16 protein-coding genes are annotated in these 17228 nt (G+C 71.7%); 7 read left to right on the plus strand and 9 right to left on the minus strand.

What is annotated here, in order from left to right:
- Nucleotides 1-5 precede the first annotated feature (5 nt).
- The 4 genes from ACH4NX_RS06005 to ACH4NX_RS06020 all read right to left on the minus strand — a co-directional run bounded on the left by ACH4NX_RS06005 (nucleotide 6) and on the right by ACH4NX_RS06020 (nucleotide 5523).
- Complete coding sequence (locus ACH4NX_RS06005; protein WP_351391040.1) at nucleotides 6-1319, minus strand: ATP-grasp domain-containing protein; 1314 nt, start codon at nucleotides 1317-1319, stop codon at nucleotides 6-8.
- Between the two features lie 162 nt (nucleotides 1320-1481).
- Nucleotides 1482-3092 carry a VWA domain-containing protein gene (locus tag ACH4NX_RS06010; protein ID WP_398126875.1) on the minus strand — a complete coding sequence of 537 codons (1611 nt, stop codon included), beginning with the start codon at nucleotides 3090-3092 and terminating at the stop codon, nucleotides 1482-1484.
- A gap of 29 nt (nucleotides 3093-3121) precedes the next feature.
- Nucleotides 3122-4339: an AAA family ATPase gene (locus tag ACH4NX_RS06015; protein ID WP_398126874.1), complete on the minus strand. Its 1218-nt coding sequence runs from the start codon at nucleotides 4337-4339 to the stop codon at nucleotides 3122-3124.
- A 374-nt stretch (nucleotides 4340-4713) separates the two neighbouring features.
- Complete coding sequence (locus ACH4NX_RS06020) at nucleotides 4714-5523, minus strand: TetR/AcrR family transcriptional regulator (protein ID WP_351391035.1); 810 nt, start codon at nucleotides 5521-5523, stop codon at nucleotides 4714-4716.
- A 103-nt stretch (nucleotides 5524-5626) separates the two neighbouring features.
- Between ACH4NX_RS06020 and ACH4NX_RS06025 the strand changes: the two genes are divergently transcribed.
- Nucleotides 5627-6589, plus strand: a complete 963-nt coding sequence (locus tag ACH4NX_RS06025) for an ATP-binding cassette domain-containing protein (protein WP_351391033.1) — start codon at nucleotides 5627-5629, stop codon at nucleotides 6587-6589.
- Nucleotides 6590-6599: 10 nt separating this feature from the next.
- Nucleotides 6600-7328 (plus strand): ABC transporter permease, encoded by a 729-nt coding sequence (locus tag ACH4NX_RS06030; protein ID WP_351391332.1) that lies wholly within the window; start codon nucleotides 6600-6602, stop codon nucleotides 7326-7328.
- 170 nt (nucleotides 7329-7498) lie between these two features.
- Here the strand turns inward: ACH4NX_RS06030 and ACH4NX_RS06035 are convergent, their stop codons facing one another.
- Nucleotides 7499-8725 (minus strand): MalY/PatB family protein, encoded by a 1227-nt coding sequence (locus ACH4NX_RS06035; RefSeq protein ID WP_351391031.1) that lies wholly within the window; start codon nucleotides 8723-8725, stop codon nucleotides 7499-7501.
- Nucleotides 8726-8727: 2 nt separating this feature from the next.
- Entirely contained in the window at nucleotides 8728-10359 is a 1632-nt protein-coding gene (gene malX / locus ACH4NX_RS06040; RefSeq protein ID WP_398126873.1) for a maltose/glucose-specific PTS transporter subunit IIBC, read from the minus strand.
- A 309-nt stretch (nucleotides 10360-10668) separates the two neighbouring features.
- Here malX and ACH4NX_RS06045 point away from each other — a divergent pair, with 309 nt between their 5' ends.
- The gene (locus ACH4NX_RS06045) at nucleotides 10669-11286 is read left to right on the plus strand and encodes a TOPRIM nucleotidyl transferase/hydrolase domain-containing protein (protein WP_351391027.1); all 618 of its coding nucleotides are present in this window, start codon (nucleotides 10669-10671) and stop codon (nucleotides 11284-11286) included.
- 28 nt (nucleotides 11287-11314) lie between these two features.
- On the opposite strand, the gene ACH4NX_RS06050 is transcribed toward ACH4NX_RS06045, so the two are convergent.
- The 3 genes from ACH4NX_RS06050 to ACH4NX_RS06060 are packed head-to-tail and all read right to left on the minus strand — an operon-like array spanning nucleotide 11315 to nucleotide 13574.
- Nucleotides 11315-12169, minus strand: a complete 855-nt coding sequence (locus tag ACH4NX_RS06050; protein ID WP_351391026.1) for a biotin-dependent carboxyltransferase family protein — start codon at nucleotides 12167-12169, stop codon at nucleotides 11315-11317.
- A complete protein-coding gene (locus ACH4NX_RS06055) occupies nucleotides 12166-12825 on the minus strand; it encodes an allophanate hydrolase subunit 1 (protein WP_351391024.1) in 660 nt (219 codons plus the stop codon). The genes ACH4NX_RS06050 and ACH4NX_RS06055 overlap by 4 nt, the downstream gene beginning before the upstream one ends.
- On the minus strand, nucleotides 12822-13574 hold the full coding sequence (locus ACH4NX_RS06060; protein ID WP_351391022.1) for a 5-oxoprolinase subunit PxpA: 753 nt from the start codon (nucleotides 13572-13574) through the stop codon (nucleotides 12822-12824). The genes ACH4NX_RS06055 and ACH4NX_RS06060 overlap by 4 nt, the downstream gene beginning before the upstream one ends.
- Before the next feature lie 222 nt (nucleotides 13575-13796).
- Here ACH4NX_RS06060 and ACH4NX_RS06065 point away from each other — a divergent pair, with 222 nt between their 5' ends.
- Genes ACH4NX_RS06065 through ACH4NX_RS06080 form a run of 4 tightly spaced genes read left to right on the plus strand, consistent with a single transcriptional unit; the run spans nucleotide 13797 to nucleotide 17205 of the window.
- Entirely contained in the window at nucleotides 13797-14516 is a 720-nt protein-coding gene (locus tag ACH4NX_RS06065) for a DUF969 domain-containing protein (protein WP_351391020.1), read from the plus strand.
- The gene (locus ACH4NX_RS06070; RefSeq protein WP_351391018.1) at nucleotides 14513-15487 is read left to right on the plus strand and encodes a DUF979 domain-containing protein; all 975 of its coding nucleotides are present in this window, start codon (nucleotides 14513-14515) and stop codon (nucleotides 15485-15487) included. The genes ACH4NX_RS06065 and ACH4NX_RS06070 overlap by 4 nt, the downstream gene beginning before the upstream one ends.
- Before the next feature lie 54 nt (nucleotides 15488-15541).
- The gene (gene pcp / locus ACH4NX_RS06075; protein ID WP_351391016.1) at nucleotides 15542-16192 is read left to right on the plus strand and encodes a pyroglutamyl-peptidase I; all 651 of its coding nucleotides are present in this window, start codon (nucleotides 15542-15544) and stop codon (nucleotides 16190-16192) included.
- A complete protein-coding gene (locus ACH4NX_RS06080; protein ID WP_351391014.1) occupies nucleotides 16192-17205 on the plus strand; it encodes a DUF2891 domain-containing protein in 1014 nt (337 codons plus the stop codon). Before pcp ends, ACH4NX_RS06080 begins: the two co-directional genes overlap by 1 nt.
- Nucleotides 17206-17228 lie beyond the last annotated feature (23 nt).

Below are 17228 nucleotides of genomic sequence, written 5' to 3' on the forward strand. Positions count from 1 at the left end.
GCTCCTTACTCTCGCGGTCCTCGCGCTGCTTCCGTGGGCTCGTCGAAGGTCAGGCCCAGGGCGGCGACGCACTGGTCGTACTTCCTGCGCATGTCCTCCTCGTCGTCGCCGCCGGTGAAGATGTGCGCGAGCTCATAGCTGTAACTGTCCTGCTGGGACAGGTCGGACAGCCGCTGCCCCCGTTCGGGCAGGACTTCGATCCGCACACCCGGGATCTCGCGTTCGATACGGGCGATGTCCTCGGCGGTGGGGACATGGCGCACGACGCCGTCCGTGAACCACCGGTGGTACCACTTCGCCGCCATCGCGTACGGCCCCTGCCGGTGCGGCATGCGCGGGTCCTGACCGAGGGCGAGGGCGAGCATGCAGTGGTGGTTGGGCACGCCGTCCACGTACTCGAAGAGCTCCGCGTGCGACTGCGAGTGGCGCGGGTTGATCTCCAGCAGGCTGATGTCCTGGCTTCCGGGATCGTAGAAGTACTCCACGCTGAACGTCGCGGAGTCGAAGCCGATTCGGCGCATGACCCGCTCGGTGACGGTGTGCAGCCGTTCGATCACCTGCGGGGGCAGCATGGACGGGTACTGGTGGCGCAGGAAGCACGGCGAACCGGGGTAGTCGATGGAGTCCAGCGTGCCGTAGACGGTCACTTCGCCCTGGCGGACGTAGCCCTCCACGGCGACCTGGACACCCGACAGAGCCTCTTCGGCGAGGCAGACCCGGCCGCCGACGCCGTCCATCTCCGGCGGCAGGTCGACCTGGTCGAGGATGTGCTCGAACGGACGGCCGATGCGGGAGATGCCCTCGCGTATCTCGGTGACGGCGGCCCCGAACTCCTCCTCGTCGTCCACGCCGAAGGCGAGTTCGGAGGAGTAGGACAACGCCGGTTTGAGCCACATCGGGAACCGCAGGCCGTCCGGAGGACGCGGTGGGTCGGCCTCCAGGTCGACCCGGCCGAAGCGTGGATGGCGGTCCGTCACCTTCTGCTGCTCGAGCCTGCTCCAGTACTTGTGCTCGCACTTGACCACCGACGCCAGGCTCGTGGTGCGGGTGCCGTAGCGGGCTCCGAGGATCGGTACCAGGGTGCTGACCGGGAAGTCCCAGTAGCCGACGATCGCGTCGATGCTTCCGTCGAAGGCGTCCAGGACCTGCTGTGCCTTCTCGATCACCTCGGGTAGCGAAACCTCCCCGTCCTGTAGCTCCTCGACCGTCAGAAGGCCGTGGAAGCGAAGCGAATCCGCGCCCGGCACGGCCTTGAGCGTCGGAAGATTGGTCTCGTCGAGACCCACCACGAAGACGTTCCTCACGTTTTCGTCAGACACGACTCTCCTTTCTCCTCCCAAGGTCGGCGGGGTACCCGCGCGTGGCTCGGGCAACCCCCGGGCGGGCGTTCGGCAGTTCGGACGGCGCGGTGCCGGGCGGCGGCGCGCTCGCCGGCGGCACCCGCCCGGGGCGGGAAGACGAAGCGGGCTTGTGCCTTCTCGTCAGATCACGCGGAAGAGATCGGCGGCGGCGTGGACGTCGGTGAAATCCTCGACGGAGCGCAGGTTGTCGCACAGAGCCTCCAGCACCGAGCCCTCCTCGGCGACGCGCGGGGCGCCGATCGCGACGCCGAAGACCCGGAAGCCGAGCAGGCGTTTGGACTCGTTCCAGGAGCGCATCCATTCCTCGGTGACGCCGCAGTCGTCGTCGGTGAGCATCACGATGTCGCCGCGGGTACGGGCGGCGTCGTTGAACTCCTCCTCGAGGATCTCGCTCGCCGCTGTCAGCGGCCTCTGGTAGCTGGTGCCGCCGCCGAGGAAGGTCTCCGCGAAGTCGAGGGTCCGCGCGAGGCCGGCGGGCCGGTCGGCCGGGAAGCGGAAGACCTGGAGCTTGTCGGCGGCGGAGAACAGGATGCCGACGAAGTCGCGCCCCGCGTGGCGGGCCTGGTCCAGCAGCGCCAGGGCGCACGCCTTGGCCCACGCCTCCCGGGTGATTCCGCCGGGCCCCGCCTCGTACATGGAGTGCGAGGTGTCCACGCACGCGATGACCGCACCCCGGCCGGTGGCCTGCTCGCCCTGGCTGTCGTAGAGCATCAGCTCCCCGGCGGCGTAACGCGCGGCGAACACCGCGCGCAGTTCGGGCAGTCCGAGGTTGGCCAGCTCGGAGGGGATGACGCGGGAGAGGTCGTCGCCGAGCGTGACGCCGACCAGCTCCCCGGTGGCGTTCTCCACCTTGCGGGCGCGCTCACCGTCGGCCATCTGCCGGAAGCGGCCGATCAGTTCGGCCCACTGTGCGAGCCGGCTGGTGCGCAGCCGCTCGGCGAGCCGGGCACGCCGGTCGAACGGCATCCGCTCCAGCTCGCCGGAACCGACGCCCCACGCCCGCATCAGCGCGGCCTCCCGCCGGGCCGACGAGGCAGCCTTCGCCATCGCGTTCCGCGCGGTGCCACGCAGGCCCGGGACCGCCACCGCGAGGGCCTGCGCGGCGTCCTGGGCGACGCCCCGGTCGGCGGCCTCCGCGGCCTCGACGGCCTGCTGTACGGCGTCGGCCGCCGCAGCCGGCACAGTGCCGTCCTCGGCGGCCTCGTCGGCGGCCCGCTGGAGCGCGTCGGACACCGCGGTCGCCGCGTCCGCGACGTCCCGCCCGGCCCGCCTCGCCCGCTCGGCCTGCTCGCGGGCGGCCTCGGAGCCGTCCAGCATCCGGCGCAGCGCGGTGGCCTGGGCCAGGACGGCCATGGCGGCGGCGTAGGGGTCGCCGACCGTCTCACGGTGCAGTTCGGCGAACTCCGCGGACTCCAGCAGTGAGGCGACGATCTGGTGGTTGACCAGCCGGGAGGGGTCCATCTCCGTGGGCTCGCGCACCCGCGGTCCCACCTTGTAGGCGGCCAGGAACGCGTCGGCCAGGAGGTCGGTGGCGTGGTGGTGGCGCTCGTCGAGTTCCTCGGCCAGGTCGCGCAGTCCGGCCGACTGCTCGTAGGTGTCGCGCCACGCCATCCGGTCGAACCGGTCCGCGACCACTGCGGCGGTGTGCCGTGCGGGGCCGGCGGTCACGGCCGGCCAGGGGCCGGCCCGGCCGGCCAGCTCGTCCAGCCTGTTCGGTGTCGTCTCGCCCATGCTCCTGCTCGTCCTCGTCGCGCCGGTGTTCAGAGCCGCGCCCGCACCATGCTGGCGTCCACGCCGAGGGCCTCGGTGAGGACGCGGGCGCGTACGGCGCGCTGGCGGCCGGTGACCCGGTCGATGGCGGCGGTGGAGCGGCCGGCGCCCGCCGCCTCCTCGCGCAGTGTCTCCAGCCGCTTGCCCGCCATGGCGAGCTGGTTGTGGGCCTTCTTGATGACCCACTCGCTCAGTGCCTCGCGGGACTGCCCGGCCATCGCGTCGAGCTGTACCTCCAGCTCTTCGATGGTGTCGGCGAGGTCGAGCGCCTCCTTGGCGTCGGGGTTGACCAGTTGCAGTACCTCGCGTTCGACGATCGGGCGTTCGGCGGGGGAGTTCCACAACACGTGGGTCAGCACCGACAGGTCGGCCTCGGTGACCGCGGTCCGGTCGTCGAGGTACGCGGACGCCTGGAGCAGGCCAACCGCCTGCCGCCAACGGCGGTCGGAGGCGACGAGTTCCTTGCGGCGCAGGGCGGCCCGCAGCGTGCACACCGCGTCCACGATCGCGTCGGGGACGTCCACGGCAGGGACGCCTTCGGCCACGGCCTGCCGCAACGCGGCCAGCTCGACCGTGGTCCGCGCCGGCGTGACCGGGCGGCTGACGGCGGAACGGACCAGCGCGGCGAAGTTCGAGGGATCCTCCAGGTACTTGACCTCGATCCGTACCAGCAGCCGGTCGTAGATGGCGGCGGTGTCCTCTCCGCTCGGCAGTTCGTTGCTCGCGGTGACGGCCCCGATCAGCGGGCAGCGGATCGGTTCGCCACCGCTCTCGGGGTGGTAGATCCGTTCGTTGAGGTAACCGAGCGTCTCGTTCAGCGCCGCCGTCGAGCACTTGAAGATCTCGTCGATGAAGGCGACGTGCGCGGTCGTGGCACGGCCGTCGTAGACCTGCCGGTACTCGCCCCGGGCCAGCGCGGCCACGTCGACGGGACCGAAGATCCTCGTCGGCGCGGTGAACTTCGACAGGAGGATCTCCCAGTAGGATGCCCCCTCGATCCGGGCCGTGAGTTCCCGGGCCATCTCGGACTTCGCCGTTCCGGGCGGGCCGAGCACCAGCGAGTGCTGTCCGGCCAGCAGCGTCACCACCAGCGTCCGCACCACGTCGGCCCGCTCGTAGAAACGGTCCGACAATTCGTCGCCGATCGTCCGCAGCCGCTTGGCCGTGTCCCGCGCGTCCCGCGTCTGCGATGTGTCCTGGGGCCCCATGGTCAACTCCTGTCAACTCCTCGTCCCGGGCGTCCGGTCGGGCGGGCCGACCGCGGAGTGTCTCGCGGATTCGCCCGTTCCCCCGGTCGGCGACCTGCTTCGGCGACCACGGAGGATGGTGTCATGGGCGGCGGGCGGGCCGCTGGGCGCGACCGCGCAGGCCGGCCAGGCCGTCGGCGTGGCGGTCGGAGCGGTCCGAGGGAGCGGGCGGGTCGCCGACGGGGAAGGCGACGCAGGGCCGCCGCCGGGCTGAGCGTGCCGGTGCCCTCGAGTCCCGAGCCGGTGCGAACGCGGGACCGGGGCGGGGTACGGAGGCCGAACGTCGGTACACACCCCCGGTACGCCCTCCACCGGTCCCGGCCCCGGACGAAGACCTACTCGGCCGTCGCCTCGGTCGGATCACCCTGCGAGGAGTGGGGGACCGGGGCGTCGCCCATCGCCGCCACGTACGCCGCCACCCCGTCCAGCGCACGCTGCAGACCGAAGGTGAAGTCGTCGAAGTCGTCGCTCCCGGCGGCGGCGTCCGCGTCCAGGTTGTCGAAGGCGCCGTCCTCCACGGCCTCGCGCAGCGCCGGAAGCCTGCCGTTCCCGGTCACCCGGCGGAGGAAGTCCTTGTAGCCCGCCAGCCGCCGCTTCGTGCCGTCGGGGTCCCGCAGCAGCATCGCGGTGATGCCGACCTCGCTGCGGACCTGGCCGCTCACCAGCAGCGTGATCGCGATCTTCTCTCCGTGGCCGAGGCGGGTGCCGGAGAGGATCCGGAGGCTCTGGTCGAGCCAGGCCAGCTGGTTCGGGGTGATGGGCGGTCCGCCGCTCGCGGCCACCAGCGGGACCGCCCAGGGGTGGCGGAGCATCGCCTCGCGCATGGCGACGCACCAGAACTCGAGGCCCGCGCGCCATCCGGTGACGCCGTCCGGCAGCGGCGGGGGTGCGCCGACGGCCGAGTCGACCATCAGGGTCACCAGTTCGTCCTTGGTGGCCACGTAGCGGTAGAGCGCCATGGTCGATGCTCCGAGCTCCTTCGCGACCCGGCTCATGGAGACCGCTTCGGCCCCCTCGCCGTCGGCGACCGCGATGGCCGCCGTGATGATCCCGTCGAGGGTCAGTGCGCGCCTCGGGCCCTTCTGGGGGCGGTCACGCAGGCCCCAGGCCGCTTCCACGCTGGCGGGGAATGCGTCGTTCTCCATGGGCCGGAGTGTAGGTCATACACAGTTCCGTGTACGGCATACGCAAAAACGTGTATGGTCTACGCAGTAGCGTGTATGGCATACGCAGAGGAGCTCCGCACCCATGACACCGGCCATCGAGGCCCGCGGCCTCACCAAGTCCTACGGGGAAGTCGACGTCCTGCGCGGCGTCGGTCTGACCGTCGCCCCCGGGACCGTCTTCGCCCTGCTCGGCCCGAACGGCGCCGGCAAGACCACCACCGTCCGCATCCTCGCCACCCTCCTCGCCGCCGACGCCGGCGACGCCCGGGTGGCCGGGCACGATGTCGTCACCGAGCGAGCCCGCGTACGCAGGTCGATCAGCCTGACCGGGCAGTACGCCGCTCTCGACGAGCAGCTCACCGGGGTCGAGAACCTCCGCATGATGGGCCGCCTCGCCCGTCTGGACCGTGCCGCCGCGCGCGCCCGCGCCGAGGAACTGCTGATTCGCTTCCGGCTCACCGATGGAGCCGGCCGCCGGGTCGCCACGTACTCCGGCGGCATGCGGCGCCGTCTGGACCTCGCCGCCTCGCTCGTCGGCGAGCCCGCCGTGATCTTCCTCGACGAGCCGACCACCGGCCTCGACCCGCGCAGCCGGCAGGAGGTGTGGCAGCTGATCGCGGAGCTGGCCGGGTCCGGGGTGACGGTCTTCCTCACCACCCAGTACCTGGAGGAGGCCGACCGGCTCGCGGACCGGATCGCGCTCATCGACAGCGGCCGGATCGTCGCCGAGGGCACGGCTGCCGAGCTGAAGCTGCGAGTGGCCGACGAACTACTGGTCCTGACGCTCGCCGGGCGGGCCGCGTACGAGGAGGCGGACCGGCTCCTCGGCGGACTCGTGGTGCGTCGTGATCCCGACGAACTGCGGCTCGGGGTGGCGACGAGCCCTCGCGCCGCGCACGTCCGGGAACTTCTCGACGCCGTCGACCCCGAACGCGTACTGGTCGAGCGCTTCGCCGTGCACGGTGCCACCCTCGACGACGTCTTCCTGGCCCTCACCGGCACCGGCACCGGACTCACGCAGCGGAAGGAGCGCACCCGTGTCTGACGTCCTCACCATGACCGGAAGGTCCGTCCGGCTCAGCGCCCGTACGCCCGACGCGCTGATCAGCGCGCTGGTGATGCCGGTCATGCTGATGCTCGTCTTCGTCTGTTTCTTCGGCGGGGCGATCGACACCGGCACCACGTACGTGCAGTACGTGGTGCCCGGCGTGCTCGTGCTGTGCGCGGGCTTCGGTGCCGGCAACACCGCCATGGGCGTCGCGAACGACATGCACGGCGGCATCATCGACCGCTTCCGCTCCATGGACGTCAGTGGCACGTCCGTTCTGGCCGGGCACGTCGCCGCCTCACTCGCCCGCAACATCGCGGCCACCGTCGTCGTCTTCGGCGTGGCCACGGCGATCGGCTTTCGCCCCGCGGCGTCGGCGGCCGGCTGGTTCGCGGCGATCGGCGTGCTCGTCTGTTACATCGTGGCCCTGTCCTGGCTGTCGGCGGCGGTCGGTCTGGTGGCCAGGTCGCCGGAGGCGGCCGGGGGCTTCACCTTCTTCATCGCCTTCCTGCCGTATCCGTCCAGTGGTTTCGTACCGATCGACACCATGCCGTCCTGGCTGCGCGGCTTCGCCGAACACCAGCCGGTCACGCCGGTGATCGAGTCGATGCGCGGTCTTCTGCTCGACCAGCCGGTGGGCGCCGGCGGCTGGCATGCGCTCGCATGGTGCGCGGCGATCACGGCGGCGTCGGTGGCGGCGACGGGAGTGCTGTTCCGGCGGCGGACGAGCCAGTAGTGCTTCGTCCCGCAGGCTGACCTCGGTGGACACCCCGTCCACCGTCACGAGTTCTAGGGCGTCGTAGCGGGACAATGATCCCCGCCGCCCCGGTCCGCGATGGACCGGGGACCGAGGGGCGGTGGCCACCTGCCACCCGTGCACCGACGTCACGGGTGGCAGGTGGCCCCTCAGGACGGGGTCGTCGCTCCGTCCGGCCCGGTGATCCGGCGCAACGCGCGCACCAGGGCCTCGACACCCGCCTCCGCCTTCGACCGAGGGCACCCGACATTGAGCCGCACCCGTCCCGGGCAGCCGTAGGTGCCCCCCGGCATGACGGCCACCTTCTCCACCTCCACGAGGTCGCGCTGAAGCGCGTCGTCGTCGACGCCGAGAGGCCGCAGGTCGATCCAGGCCAGGTATCCCGCCTGCGGGGGCTCCCAGCGAAGCCGCGGGAACTCCTCGCGGAGACGGCCGGCCACCATCGCGAGGTTGCCCGCGAGGTATCCGCGCAGGGCGTCCAGCCAGGGCGCACCCTCGCGGTACGCGGCGATGTGGCCGACCAGGGACAGCACCGCGGGGGAGGAGAGACCGTCCGCCTCCTTGAGCCGGCGCAGATAGGCCTCGCGTGTCGCGGGATCACGGATGATTCCGTAACTGCCGGTCAGTGCCGGGATGTTGAACGACTTGGAGGCCGAGGTGAGCACGGCCCACCGGCCGTCGCCACCGTGCCGGGCCCAGGGCCGGTGGACGTGCGGCGCGTACGCGAGGTCGGAGTGGATCTCGTCGCTGATGACCGCCACGTCGTACCGCGCGCACAGCCGGGCCATCCGGTCCAGTTCGTCCGCCGACCACACCCTGCCCGTCGGATTGTGCGGTGAGCACAGCAGCAGTACGGCCGTGTCGTCGAGCGCCAGCAGCCGCTCGAACTCCGCCCAGTCGTCCATCGGACACCGCCGGAGCCGACGTCCGTGGGCCGCCACCGTCTTGGGGAACGCGTCGTACATGGGTGTGTGGGCGACCACGCCGTCACCGGGGCGTGACCACAGCCGCAGCAGCTGCGAGACCTGGTAGACGACGGAGGGCGCGTAGACGACCGACTCGGGCTCCACGTCCGTGGCGTGCCGCGTCGCGTACCAGTGGACGATCGCGGAGAGGAAGTCGTCCTGGCGCCACCGCGAGTAGCCGAGGACCCCGTGGTCCAGGCGTGCGCGGAGTGCCGCGACGACCTCCGGGGCGGTCTCGAAGTCCATGTCGGAGATCGTGAAGGGCAGCAGACCGGGCACGCCGAAGCGGTCCTCGACGTAGTCCCACTGCGTGCACCAGGTGCCGTGCCGGTCCACCGGGGTGTCGAAGTCGTAGGGCGCCGGCGAGGCCCCGCGAGCAGGATGGCCGGGGGCGGGGGAGGAGGAGGTCATGGTCAGCCCACCGGGATCATCGTGGCGATGGCGTCCTTCACCGACTGGACCTGTGGGCCGATGACGACCTGCACGTTGTGGCCGTCGAGTTTGACGACTCCCACGGCCCCCAGCTTCTTCAGCCGTGCCTCGTCGACCTGTTCGGCGTCCCGGACCGTCATACGCAGACGTGTGATGCAGTTGTCCAGGGACCGGATGTTGTCGGCACCGCCGATCGCGTCGAGGATGGCGACGGCGTCGTACTTCCCCGCGACCAGCTCGCGCCCGGGTCCCGCCGCCTTGTCCGGCGCGGCTTCCTCCACCTCATGCTGTGCGTCCTCGCCCCGTTCGTCCTCGTCCTGTGCCGAGAGCTCCTCGCGTCCGGGAGTCCTCAGGTTGAAGCGGGTGATCGCCCAGCGGAACAGGAAGTAGTACACGGTGAACCACACCACCGCGATCACCGGCACGAGATACCACTTGGTCGCCGAGCCCTGCAGGACGCCGAAGACGAGCCAGTCGATGACATTGCCGTCGGTGTTCCCGATGAAGACGCCGAGCCCGGCCGCCGTGAGGAACCCCAGCCCGACCAGAACCGCGTGGATGGCGTACAGCCACGGGGCGACGAAGAGGAACAGGAACTCCAGCGGCTCCGTGATGCCACCCACCACGCAGGCCACCACCCCGGACACGAGCAGCGCCTTGATCTCGGGGCGCATCCGCCGGTTCGCGCAGTGGTACATCGCGAGCGCGGCGCCCGGGAGGCCGCCCAGATAGGCCGCCATCTTGCCCTGGGAGAGGAAGTGCGTGGCGTCGGTGACCGCGCTGTTGGGCGCGGCCGAGCAGTCCAGCTGGGCGTAGAACATGTTCAGGGCGCCGGAGACCTGGTCACCGCACACGGTTCCCGCACCGCCGACGTCCGTGAAGCGGAACATGGCCACGAGGATGTGGTGCAGCCCGATCGGCCGCAGCAGCACCTCTCCCATGCCGAAGAAGAACGGCCCGAACACCCCGGTGTGCCCGATGCCCCGGCCCACGGCGGTGATCCAGCCGTTGAAGGTCGGCCAGAGCAGCGGGATGAGCAGACCGAGGACGCTGAGGACCAGGGCCGAGACGATCGGGACGAAGCGCAGCCCGCCGAAGAAGGCCAGCGCGTCAGGCATCCGTTGGGTGCGAAAGCGCCGGTGGAGAAGGCTGACAACGATGCCAACGGCCACGGCGCCGAGAAGCCCGGTGTCGATGGACGGCACACCCAGCACGTCGGCTATGCCGTAGTGCTCGATCGCCTTCTCGTCCTCGAAGTCGACGCCCTTGGCGGTGAGGTAGAAGTTCACCGCCAGATTCATGGCGGCGAAGCCGACGAAACCGGAGAAGGCGGCCACCCCCTTGTCCTCACGGGCGAGCCCGAGCGGGATGGCCATCGCGAAGAGGACGGGCAGGAAGGTGAAGGCGACCAACCCGGTGTTGGCCATCCACGTGAAGACGAGGTGCCAGCCCTCGCCTCGCAGGAAGGCAACGTTGTCAGTGACGGCCTCGCTGGAGAGCGAGGAACCGATGCCCAGCATGATGCCGCAGAACGCGAGCAGGGCCACCGGCAGCATGAACGTCTTGCCGAGTCCCTGGAGGAATTCCCAGAGCGCGGCCTTGGTCTTCTGCATGTGTACGGAACTTTCGGGCCTGGGGGGACGGGCCCGGACGCTCGCCGTGGCGATGCGGGGCCCACGGGCACAGCGGGTGGCGGAAGTCATGACGTGGGGTCGGCCGTCCTCGCGCGGCACCCGGGGTCACCTGTGACCGCGCCGAGCAGGACCGTTCCGCCGTACGGATCACATCACAGCGGGTCGGCGGCTGTCCATGGAGGCGGTGGCTCCTCCTGCCCGCTCCGGATCCGGACCGGTCCGCCAAGGCGCCCCCGCGGCAGTGGGAAACCACTACCGTGGCGGCCGGGAAAGGCGGAGACTCGTCTCATGACTGACATGGGGGCGTTCCGCGAGGCGGTCATCCAGTGTGCACCGGGTGGCCCGGACACCCCCGCGCGTGAGCTCGCGGCGAGCCTGCCCGTCCGGGCGGTGGTCCTGCTCGAAGGCCCGAGCGACGTCGCCGCGGTCGGCGCGCTGGCCGCGGCGCGCGGCCGGGACCTGGCGGCGGAAGGAGTGTGCGTCCTGTCGATGGGCGGCGCGATGAGCGTCGGGCGCTTCGCGACGTTACTCGGGCCGGCCGGTCTGGGGCTCCGCCTCACGGGACTCTGCGACGAGAGGGAGAGCCGTTACTACGACCGAGCCATGGAGCGGGCCGGCGCGGCGGACAACGGGTACTTCGTGTGCGCGGCGGATCTGGAGGACGAGCTCATTCGCGCGCTGGGCGTGGCCCGGGTGGAGGAACTCGTCCGGGCCGAGGGCGACATGCGAGCCCTGCGGACCTTCCTGCGCCAGCCCGCGCAGCAGGGCCGCACCGCGCGGCAGCAGTTGCGCCGCTTCCTCGGCACGAAGAAGGGACGCAAGATCCACTACGCCGGTGTCATGGTCGAGGCACTGGACCCCGACCGCGTACCCGCCCCGCTCGACGACCTGCTCACCGGCCTCTGAGGCCGTCGGCGCTGCGTTTGGTGCTCCCTCAGCCGCGCGTGAAGCGCACCGGTGTCCCGACCGCGGCCTGGGCGGCCGCCGCCAGGGCGGGTTCCGCGACGACCGCGACGACCGGGTAGCCACCTGTCGTGGGGTGGTCGTGCAGGAAGATCACAGGGCGTCCGTCCGGCGGAACCTGCACGGCGCCCAGGACGACGCCCTCACTGGGCAGTTCACCCGCCGGCGCCCGTTCCAGCGGCGGTCCCTCGGTACGCAGGCCGATACGGTTGCTGTGCGGGGAGACGCGGTACGTGGCCGAGACGAGGGTACGCAGAGCGGCCGGGGTGAACCAGTCGGCGCGGGGGCCCAGGCGTACCGGAAGGACGAGTTCGGCGGGGGGTCCGGGCCAGGGAGCGGCGCCGGACAGGGCCACCGGCCGGGGGAGACCCACCGGTACGACGTCCCCGTCGCGCAGGGGCTCGGGCCCCAGCCCCGAGAGCAGATCCGTCGAGCGGCTGCCGAGGACGGGATCGGTGGCGATGCCCCCGGCCACCGCCACGTACGAGCGCACGCCCGCGGTCGCCGTCCCCACGTCCAGAACCGCGCCCGCCGGCACCCGCACGGGCGCCCCCCAGGCCGCGGGACGCCCGTCCACGGTGACCGGGCAGTGCGCGCCGCCGACCACCGCGGTCATGGCGCGGTCGGGCCGGAGGGCGCAGCCGGTCAGGGTGGTCTCCAGGACGGCGGCGTCCGGGTCGTTGCCGAGCAGCCGGTTGGCGAGCCGCATCGCGGGCGCGTCCAAGGCACCGGAGCGGGGAACTCCCAGGTGGGCGTAGCCGCGCCGCCCGGAGTCCTGCACCGTGGTGAGGGCGCCGGAGCGTACGGTCGTGAGCTTCGCCGTCACTCCGCGCCTCCCGGGGCGGCGTCCGACGTGACGAACCGCACGCGCGTCCCCGGTACGAGGAGCGCCGCCCGCTCGCGTGCGGGGTCCCACAGGGAGTCCGCGTCCGGCATGGTGCCGATCAGCTGCCAGCCGCCCGGCGTGGAGCGGGGGTAGACGGCGCTGTAGGGGCCGGCCAGGGCGACCGCGCCCGCCGGGACCCGGGTCCTGGGGGTGGCCCTGCGGGGCACGTGCAGCTCGGCGGGAAGACCGGTGAGGTAGGCGAAGCCGGGTGCGAAACCGCAGAACGCGACACGGTGGACGTGGGCGGTGTGGCGTGCGGCGACCTCCTCGGGGGCGACTCCCCACACCGCCGCCACGTCGGCCAGGTCCGGCCCGTCGTAGCGCACCGCGATCTCCACGAGGTCCCCGTCGTCGTCGGCACCCGGCGGCACCTCCCACGCGGTGAGCCCGCGGGCCAGCGCGTCCGGGTCCGGCACCCCGTCCAGCAGGACGGTGCGCGCCCCCGGCACGATCTCCTCCACCGGCGGCAGGGACCCGGCCGCCCGCCGGCGCAGCACTTCGGCGTGGAAGGCCGCGGTGCGCTCGGCGTCGGGCAGCTCGACGAGCAGCGCGTGGCGGCCGGCGGGACGCACCGTGAGGGGCCGGCTCCGCGTCATGCGAACGCCTCGATCCCGACCCCCGACGACTCCAGTGCCTCGCGGACCCGCGCAGCGATCCTGGCCGCGTTCGGGGTGTCGCCGTGCACGCACAGGGAGCGGGCGGCGACCGCGACGGTCGTCCCGTCCACGGCCTCGACCGCGCCCCGCACGGCGAACGCCAGCGCGCGCCGTACCACCGCGTCCTCGTCCGTCACCACGGAGCCCGCCTCCCGGCGGGGGACGAGTGTGCCCCGAGCGGTGTAGGCGCGGTCCGCGAAGGCCTCGGGCACGCCGGTGAGCCCGGCCTCGCCCGCGGCGGTGAGCAGCAGCGAGCCGGGGAGGCCGAGCACGGGCAGCGCACCACCCGCGAGCCGTACCCCGGCCACGACGGCACGGGCCTGCTCGGCGTCGTGGACGGTGCGGTTGTAGAGCGCGCCGTGCGGCTTCACGTAGGCCACCTCGGACCCGGCGGCTTCGGCGAACACCCTGAGCGCGCCGATCTGGTACGCCACCTCGGCCGCCAGTTCACCGGCGGGCACGTCCATGGCGCGCCGTCCGAAGCCCGCCAGGTCGCGGTAGGACACCTGGGCTCCGATCCGTACCCCGCGCTCGGCGGCGAGGTCGCAGACGCGGCGCATCACCGACGGGTCGCCCGCGTGGAAACCGCAGGCGACGTTGGCGCTGGTGACGACGGAGAGCAGGGCGTCGTCGTCGGTGAGGGTCCAGCGGCCGAAGCCCTCACCGAGATCTGCGTTGAGGTCGATCACACTCCGAACGTAGTCGATTGTTGAACGATCCGACAAGACATCGACGGTCACGACCAGGAGCGCGCGGGATGCGAGATTCACCTCTTGTTAGATCGTTCAACGATCGCTAGTGTCCGTGCATCTGCCACGCATCTGGAGCTATGGTCCCCGGACCGATGAAGTCACGGCTCCGCAGCTTCCGGGTCCGTGCTCTGCCCCCTCATGCCTGAAGAAGGCCACCGAATGATCGTTCTCCTCGGTGTGGTCGTGGTGATCCTCGGATTCGTCACGCGCCGCAACCCCGTCCTTGTGGTGGGCGTCGCCGGTATCGTCACCGGACTGCTCGGCAAGATGAGCCCCCTGGAGGTCCTCGCGGCCTTCGGCCGGTCCTTCGCCGACAGCCGCTCGGTCACCGTCTTCGCCATCGTGCTCCCGGTGATCGGCCTGCTGGAGCGCTACGGCCTGCGCGAACAGGCCCGCAATCTCATCGGCCGGCTGGGCAGCCTCAGCGCGGGCCGGTTCCTCACGGTCTACCTGCTGGTCCGGCAGGTCACCGCGGCCTTCGGCCTGAACAGCATCGGCGGCCCGGCGCAGACCGTGCGGCCCCTGGTCGCCCCCATGGCCGAGGCCGCCGCCGAACGCTCCACCGGGGCCAGGCTGCCCGACCGCCTGCGCGAGAAGGTGCGCTCCTACTCCGCGTCGGCCGACACCGTCGGCGTCTTCTTCGGCGAGGACTGCTTCATCGCGATCGGCTCCATCCTGCTGATCACCGGTTTCGTGAACTCCACCTACCAGCAGGAGATCGAACCGACCCAGCTGGCCCTGTGGGCGATCCCGCTCGCGGTCTGCGCCTTCGTCATCCACGGAGCCCGGCTGCTGCTCCTGGACCGGCAACTGGAGCGCGAGATGGCGCTCGCCGCCGCCGAGCACGACCTGCCGCTTCCCGAGGGGGCCGACAAGTGATCAAGGTCGAATGGCTCTACTGGCTGATAGGCCTCGTCTTCGTCGTCATGGCCGTGCAGATGGCCGCCGACCGCAGCAACCCCAAGCGGTGGACGTCCGCCGCGTTCTGGGGCCTGCTCGGCCTCACCTTCCCCTACGGCACCGGCGTAGCCAACGCCACCGCCGGCAACGGCGACTGGACCCTGCCCGCCGAACCGCTCGGTGTCGCGGTCCTCACCCTGATCGTGCTCGCCGGTTTCAACTTCCTCGGCAAGGGCGTCCCGGTCACCACCACCGGCGAACAGCGCGAGGCCTCGGCCACCCGGCTCGGCAGCAGGATCTTCGTCCCCGCCCTCACCATCCCGCTCGTCGCGATCGTCTGCGCCTCCGTGCTGGACGAGTCCGGCCTGTTCGAGACGGGCAAGGCCACGCTCCTCGGACTCGGCCTCGGATGCGTCGCCGCGCTCGTCGTCGGCATGCTGGTCACCGGCGAGCGCAGGCTCTCCGTCCCGATCCACTCCGGCCGCTCCATGCTGGAGGCGATGGGCTCCGCCCTGATCCTGCCCCAACTGCTGGCCGTACTCGGCTCGATCTTCGCCGCCGCCGGAGTCGGCACACAGGTCGGCGACATCGTGAACAACGTCCTGCCCGACGACTCCAGGTACCTCGCCGTCATCGCGTACTGCGTCGGCATGTTCCTGTTCACCGTCATCATGGGCAACGCCTTCGCCGCCTTCCCCGTGATGACCGCGGCGATCGGCTGGCCCGTGCTCATCCAGCAGATGCACGGCAACGAGCCCGCCGTCCTGGCGATCGGCATGCTGGCCGGCTTCGCCGGCACCCTCTGCACGCCGATGGCCGCCAACTTCAACATCGTCCCGGCCACCCTGCTCGAGCTCAAGGACCAGTACGGACCGATCAAGGCACAGCTGCCGACGGGCATCGCGCTCCTCGGCTGCTGCACCGTCATCATGTCCCTCTTCGCGTTCTGAGCATCCGCTTCGGCCCCTCGTCCGACCGGCCCGCACGACCCGCAAGGAATGCCCATGACCCGAGTCCTCATCACCGGCTTCGCCCCCTTCGGCGGCGAGAGCGTGAACCCGTCGTGGCGTGCGGCGACCCTGGTGGCCGCCGAACCGCCCACCGGTCTCACGGTCACCGCCACCGAACTGCCCTGCGTCTTCGGCAAGTCCCTCGACACCCTGCGCGACGCCATCCGCGCCAAAGCCCCCGACCTGGTGCTCTGCCTGGGCCAGGCGGGCGGGCGTCCCGGCGTCACCGTCGAACGCGCCGGCCTCAACCTCGACGACGCGCGCATCCCCGACAACGACGGCCGACAGCCCATCGACGAACCGGTGATCGCGGACGGTCCCGCCGCCTACTTCTCCACCCTCCCCGTCAAGGCCTGCGTCGCCGCGATGCGGGAGGCCGGTGTCCCGGCCGCGGTCTCGCACACGGCCGGGACCTTCGTCTGCAACCATGTGGCCTACGGCCTCGGTCACCTCATCGCCACCGAGTTCCCGCACATACGGGGCGGTTTCGTGCACGTGCCCTGGGCACCGGAGCAGGTCACCGACGGCACCGCGCCGTCCCTGCCACCCGCCACCGTCGCCCACGGCCTGCGCGCCCTGCTGGTCACAGCAGCCCGCACACCGGCAGAGCGGGACCTGAAGGTCACCGAAGGAGCCACCCACTGATGCCGCTCAGCGCCTACGCGGCCCCCTTCGCCCAGCTCGCCCTCGCCAACATCACCCGCGAGTACCCCAACTTCCCCGCCCACCTGATCACCTCACCCGACGAGCGCCCGGAACCCCGCTCCCTGCATCCCGCCTTCTACGGTGCCTACGACTGGCACTCCTCGGTCCACATGCACTGGCTGCTCGTCCGCCTGCTCCGCCGGCACGGCGGTACGCCCGCACTGCCGGACACAGGGCCGGCCGCCGACGTACTCGACCGGCACCTCACCCCCGGCAATCTCGCCGCCGAAGCCGCCTACCTCCGTGACCGCCCCTCCTTCGAGCGGCCCTACGGCTGGGCGTGGCTGCTCGCGCTCACCGCCGAGTGCCGGGCCCACCAGGGCGCGGCGGGCGCCCGCTGGGCCCAGGCGCTGACGCCGGCCGTCGAAGCCGTCGACCGGCTGCTGGCCGAGTGGCTGCCCAAGGCCACGTATCCGGTACGCCACGGCAACCACCCCAACAGCGCCTTCGCGCTGGGCCTCGCGCTCGACTCGGGAGAACTGTCGGCCGCGACCGACCGAGCCGTGAGGGAACGCCTGCTCGCCTGGTTCGCCGACGACCACGACGCGCCCGCGCACTGGGAACCGTCGGGACAGGACTTCCTCTCCCCGGCGCTGAGCGAGGCCGACGCGATGCGCAGGGTGCTCCCGAAGGACAGGTTCCCGCAGTGGCTCGACCGCTTCCTGCCCGCGCTGGGTTCCGGTGCCCCCTGTCCGCTCCTGGACGTACCGGTCGTCTCCGATCACGCCGACCCGCAGATCGGCCATCTGCTCGGCCTGACTCTCAGCAGGGCGGCCGCGCTGCGCTCCGTCGCGGACGCCCTGCCCGACGGACCGGTCCGCAACCGCCTGGACACGGCGGCCCGGGCGCACCTCTCGGCGGGGCTGCCGGCGGTGGAACGCGGTGACTTCACCACCGACCACTGGCTGGCCACCTTCGCCGCCCTGGCTCTCGACCCGGTCGCCCACGGCTGAACGGAGGTCGGGACCCACGGCAC

The sequence above is a fragment of the Streptomyces sp. NPDC017225 genome, assembly GCF_044331465.1.
Taxonomy (GTDB): Bacteria; Actinomycetota; Actinomycetes; order Streptomycetales; family Streptomycetaceae; genus Streptomyces.

What these genes read in the sequence shown, in the direction of transcription:
- ACH4NX_RS06010 (WP_398126875.1), bottom strand. Translation starts at nt 3,092, where the DNA reads ATGGGCGAGACGACACCGAACAGGCTGGACGAGCTGGCCGGCCGGGCC.
- ACH4NX_RS06015 (WP_398126874.1), bottom strand. Translation starts at nt 4,339, where the DNA reads ATGGGGCCCCAGGACACATCGCAGACGCGGGACGCGCGGGACACGGCC.
- ACH4NX_RS06020 (WP_351391035.1), bottom strand. Translation starts at nt 5,523, where the DNA reads ATGGAGAACGACGCATTCCCCGCCAGCGTGGAAGCGGCCTGGGGCCTG.
- ACH4NX_RS06025 (WP_351391033.1), top strand. Translation starts at nt 5,627, where the DNA reads ATGACACCGGCCATCGAGGCCCGCGGCCTCACCAAGTCCTACGGGGAA.
- ACH4NX_RS06030 (WP_351391332.1), top strand. Translation starts at nt 6,600, where the DNA reads ATGACCGGAAGGTCCGTCCGGCTCAGCGCCCGTACGCCCGACGCGCTG.
- ACH4NX_RS06035 (WP_351391031.1), bottom strand. Translation starts at nt 8,725, where the DNA reads ATGACCTCCTCCTCCCCCGCCCCCGGCCATCCTGCTCGCGGGGCCTCG.
- malX (WP_398126873.1), bottom strand. Translation starts at nt 10,359, where the DNA reads ATGCAGAAGACCAAGGCCGCGCTCTGGGAATTCCTCCAGGGACTCGGC.
- ACH4NX_RS06045 (WP_351391027.1), top strand. Translation starts at nt 10,669, where the DNA reads ATGACTGACATGGGGGCGTTCCGCGAGGCGGTCATCCAGTGTGCACCG.
- ACH4NX_RS06055 (WP_351391024.1), bottom strand. Translation starts at nt 12,825, where the DNA reads ATGACGCGGAGCCGGCCCCTCACGGTGCGTCCCGCCGGCCGCCACGCG.
- ACH4NX_RS06065 (WP_351391020.1), top strand. Translation starts at nt 13,797, where the DNA reads ATGATCGTTCTCCTCGGTGTGGTCGTGGTGATCCTCGGATTCGTCACG.
- pcp (WP_351391016.1), top strand. Translation starts at nt 15,542, where the DNA reads ATGACCCGAGTCCTCATCACCGGCTTCGCCCCCTTCGGCGGCGAGAGC.
- ACH4NX_RS06080 (WP_351391014.1), top strand. Translation starts at nt 16,192, where the DNA reads ATGCCGCTCAGCGCCTACGCGGCCCCCTTCGCCCAGCTCGCCCTCGCC.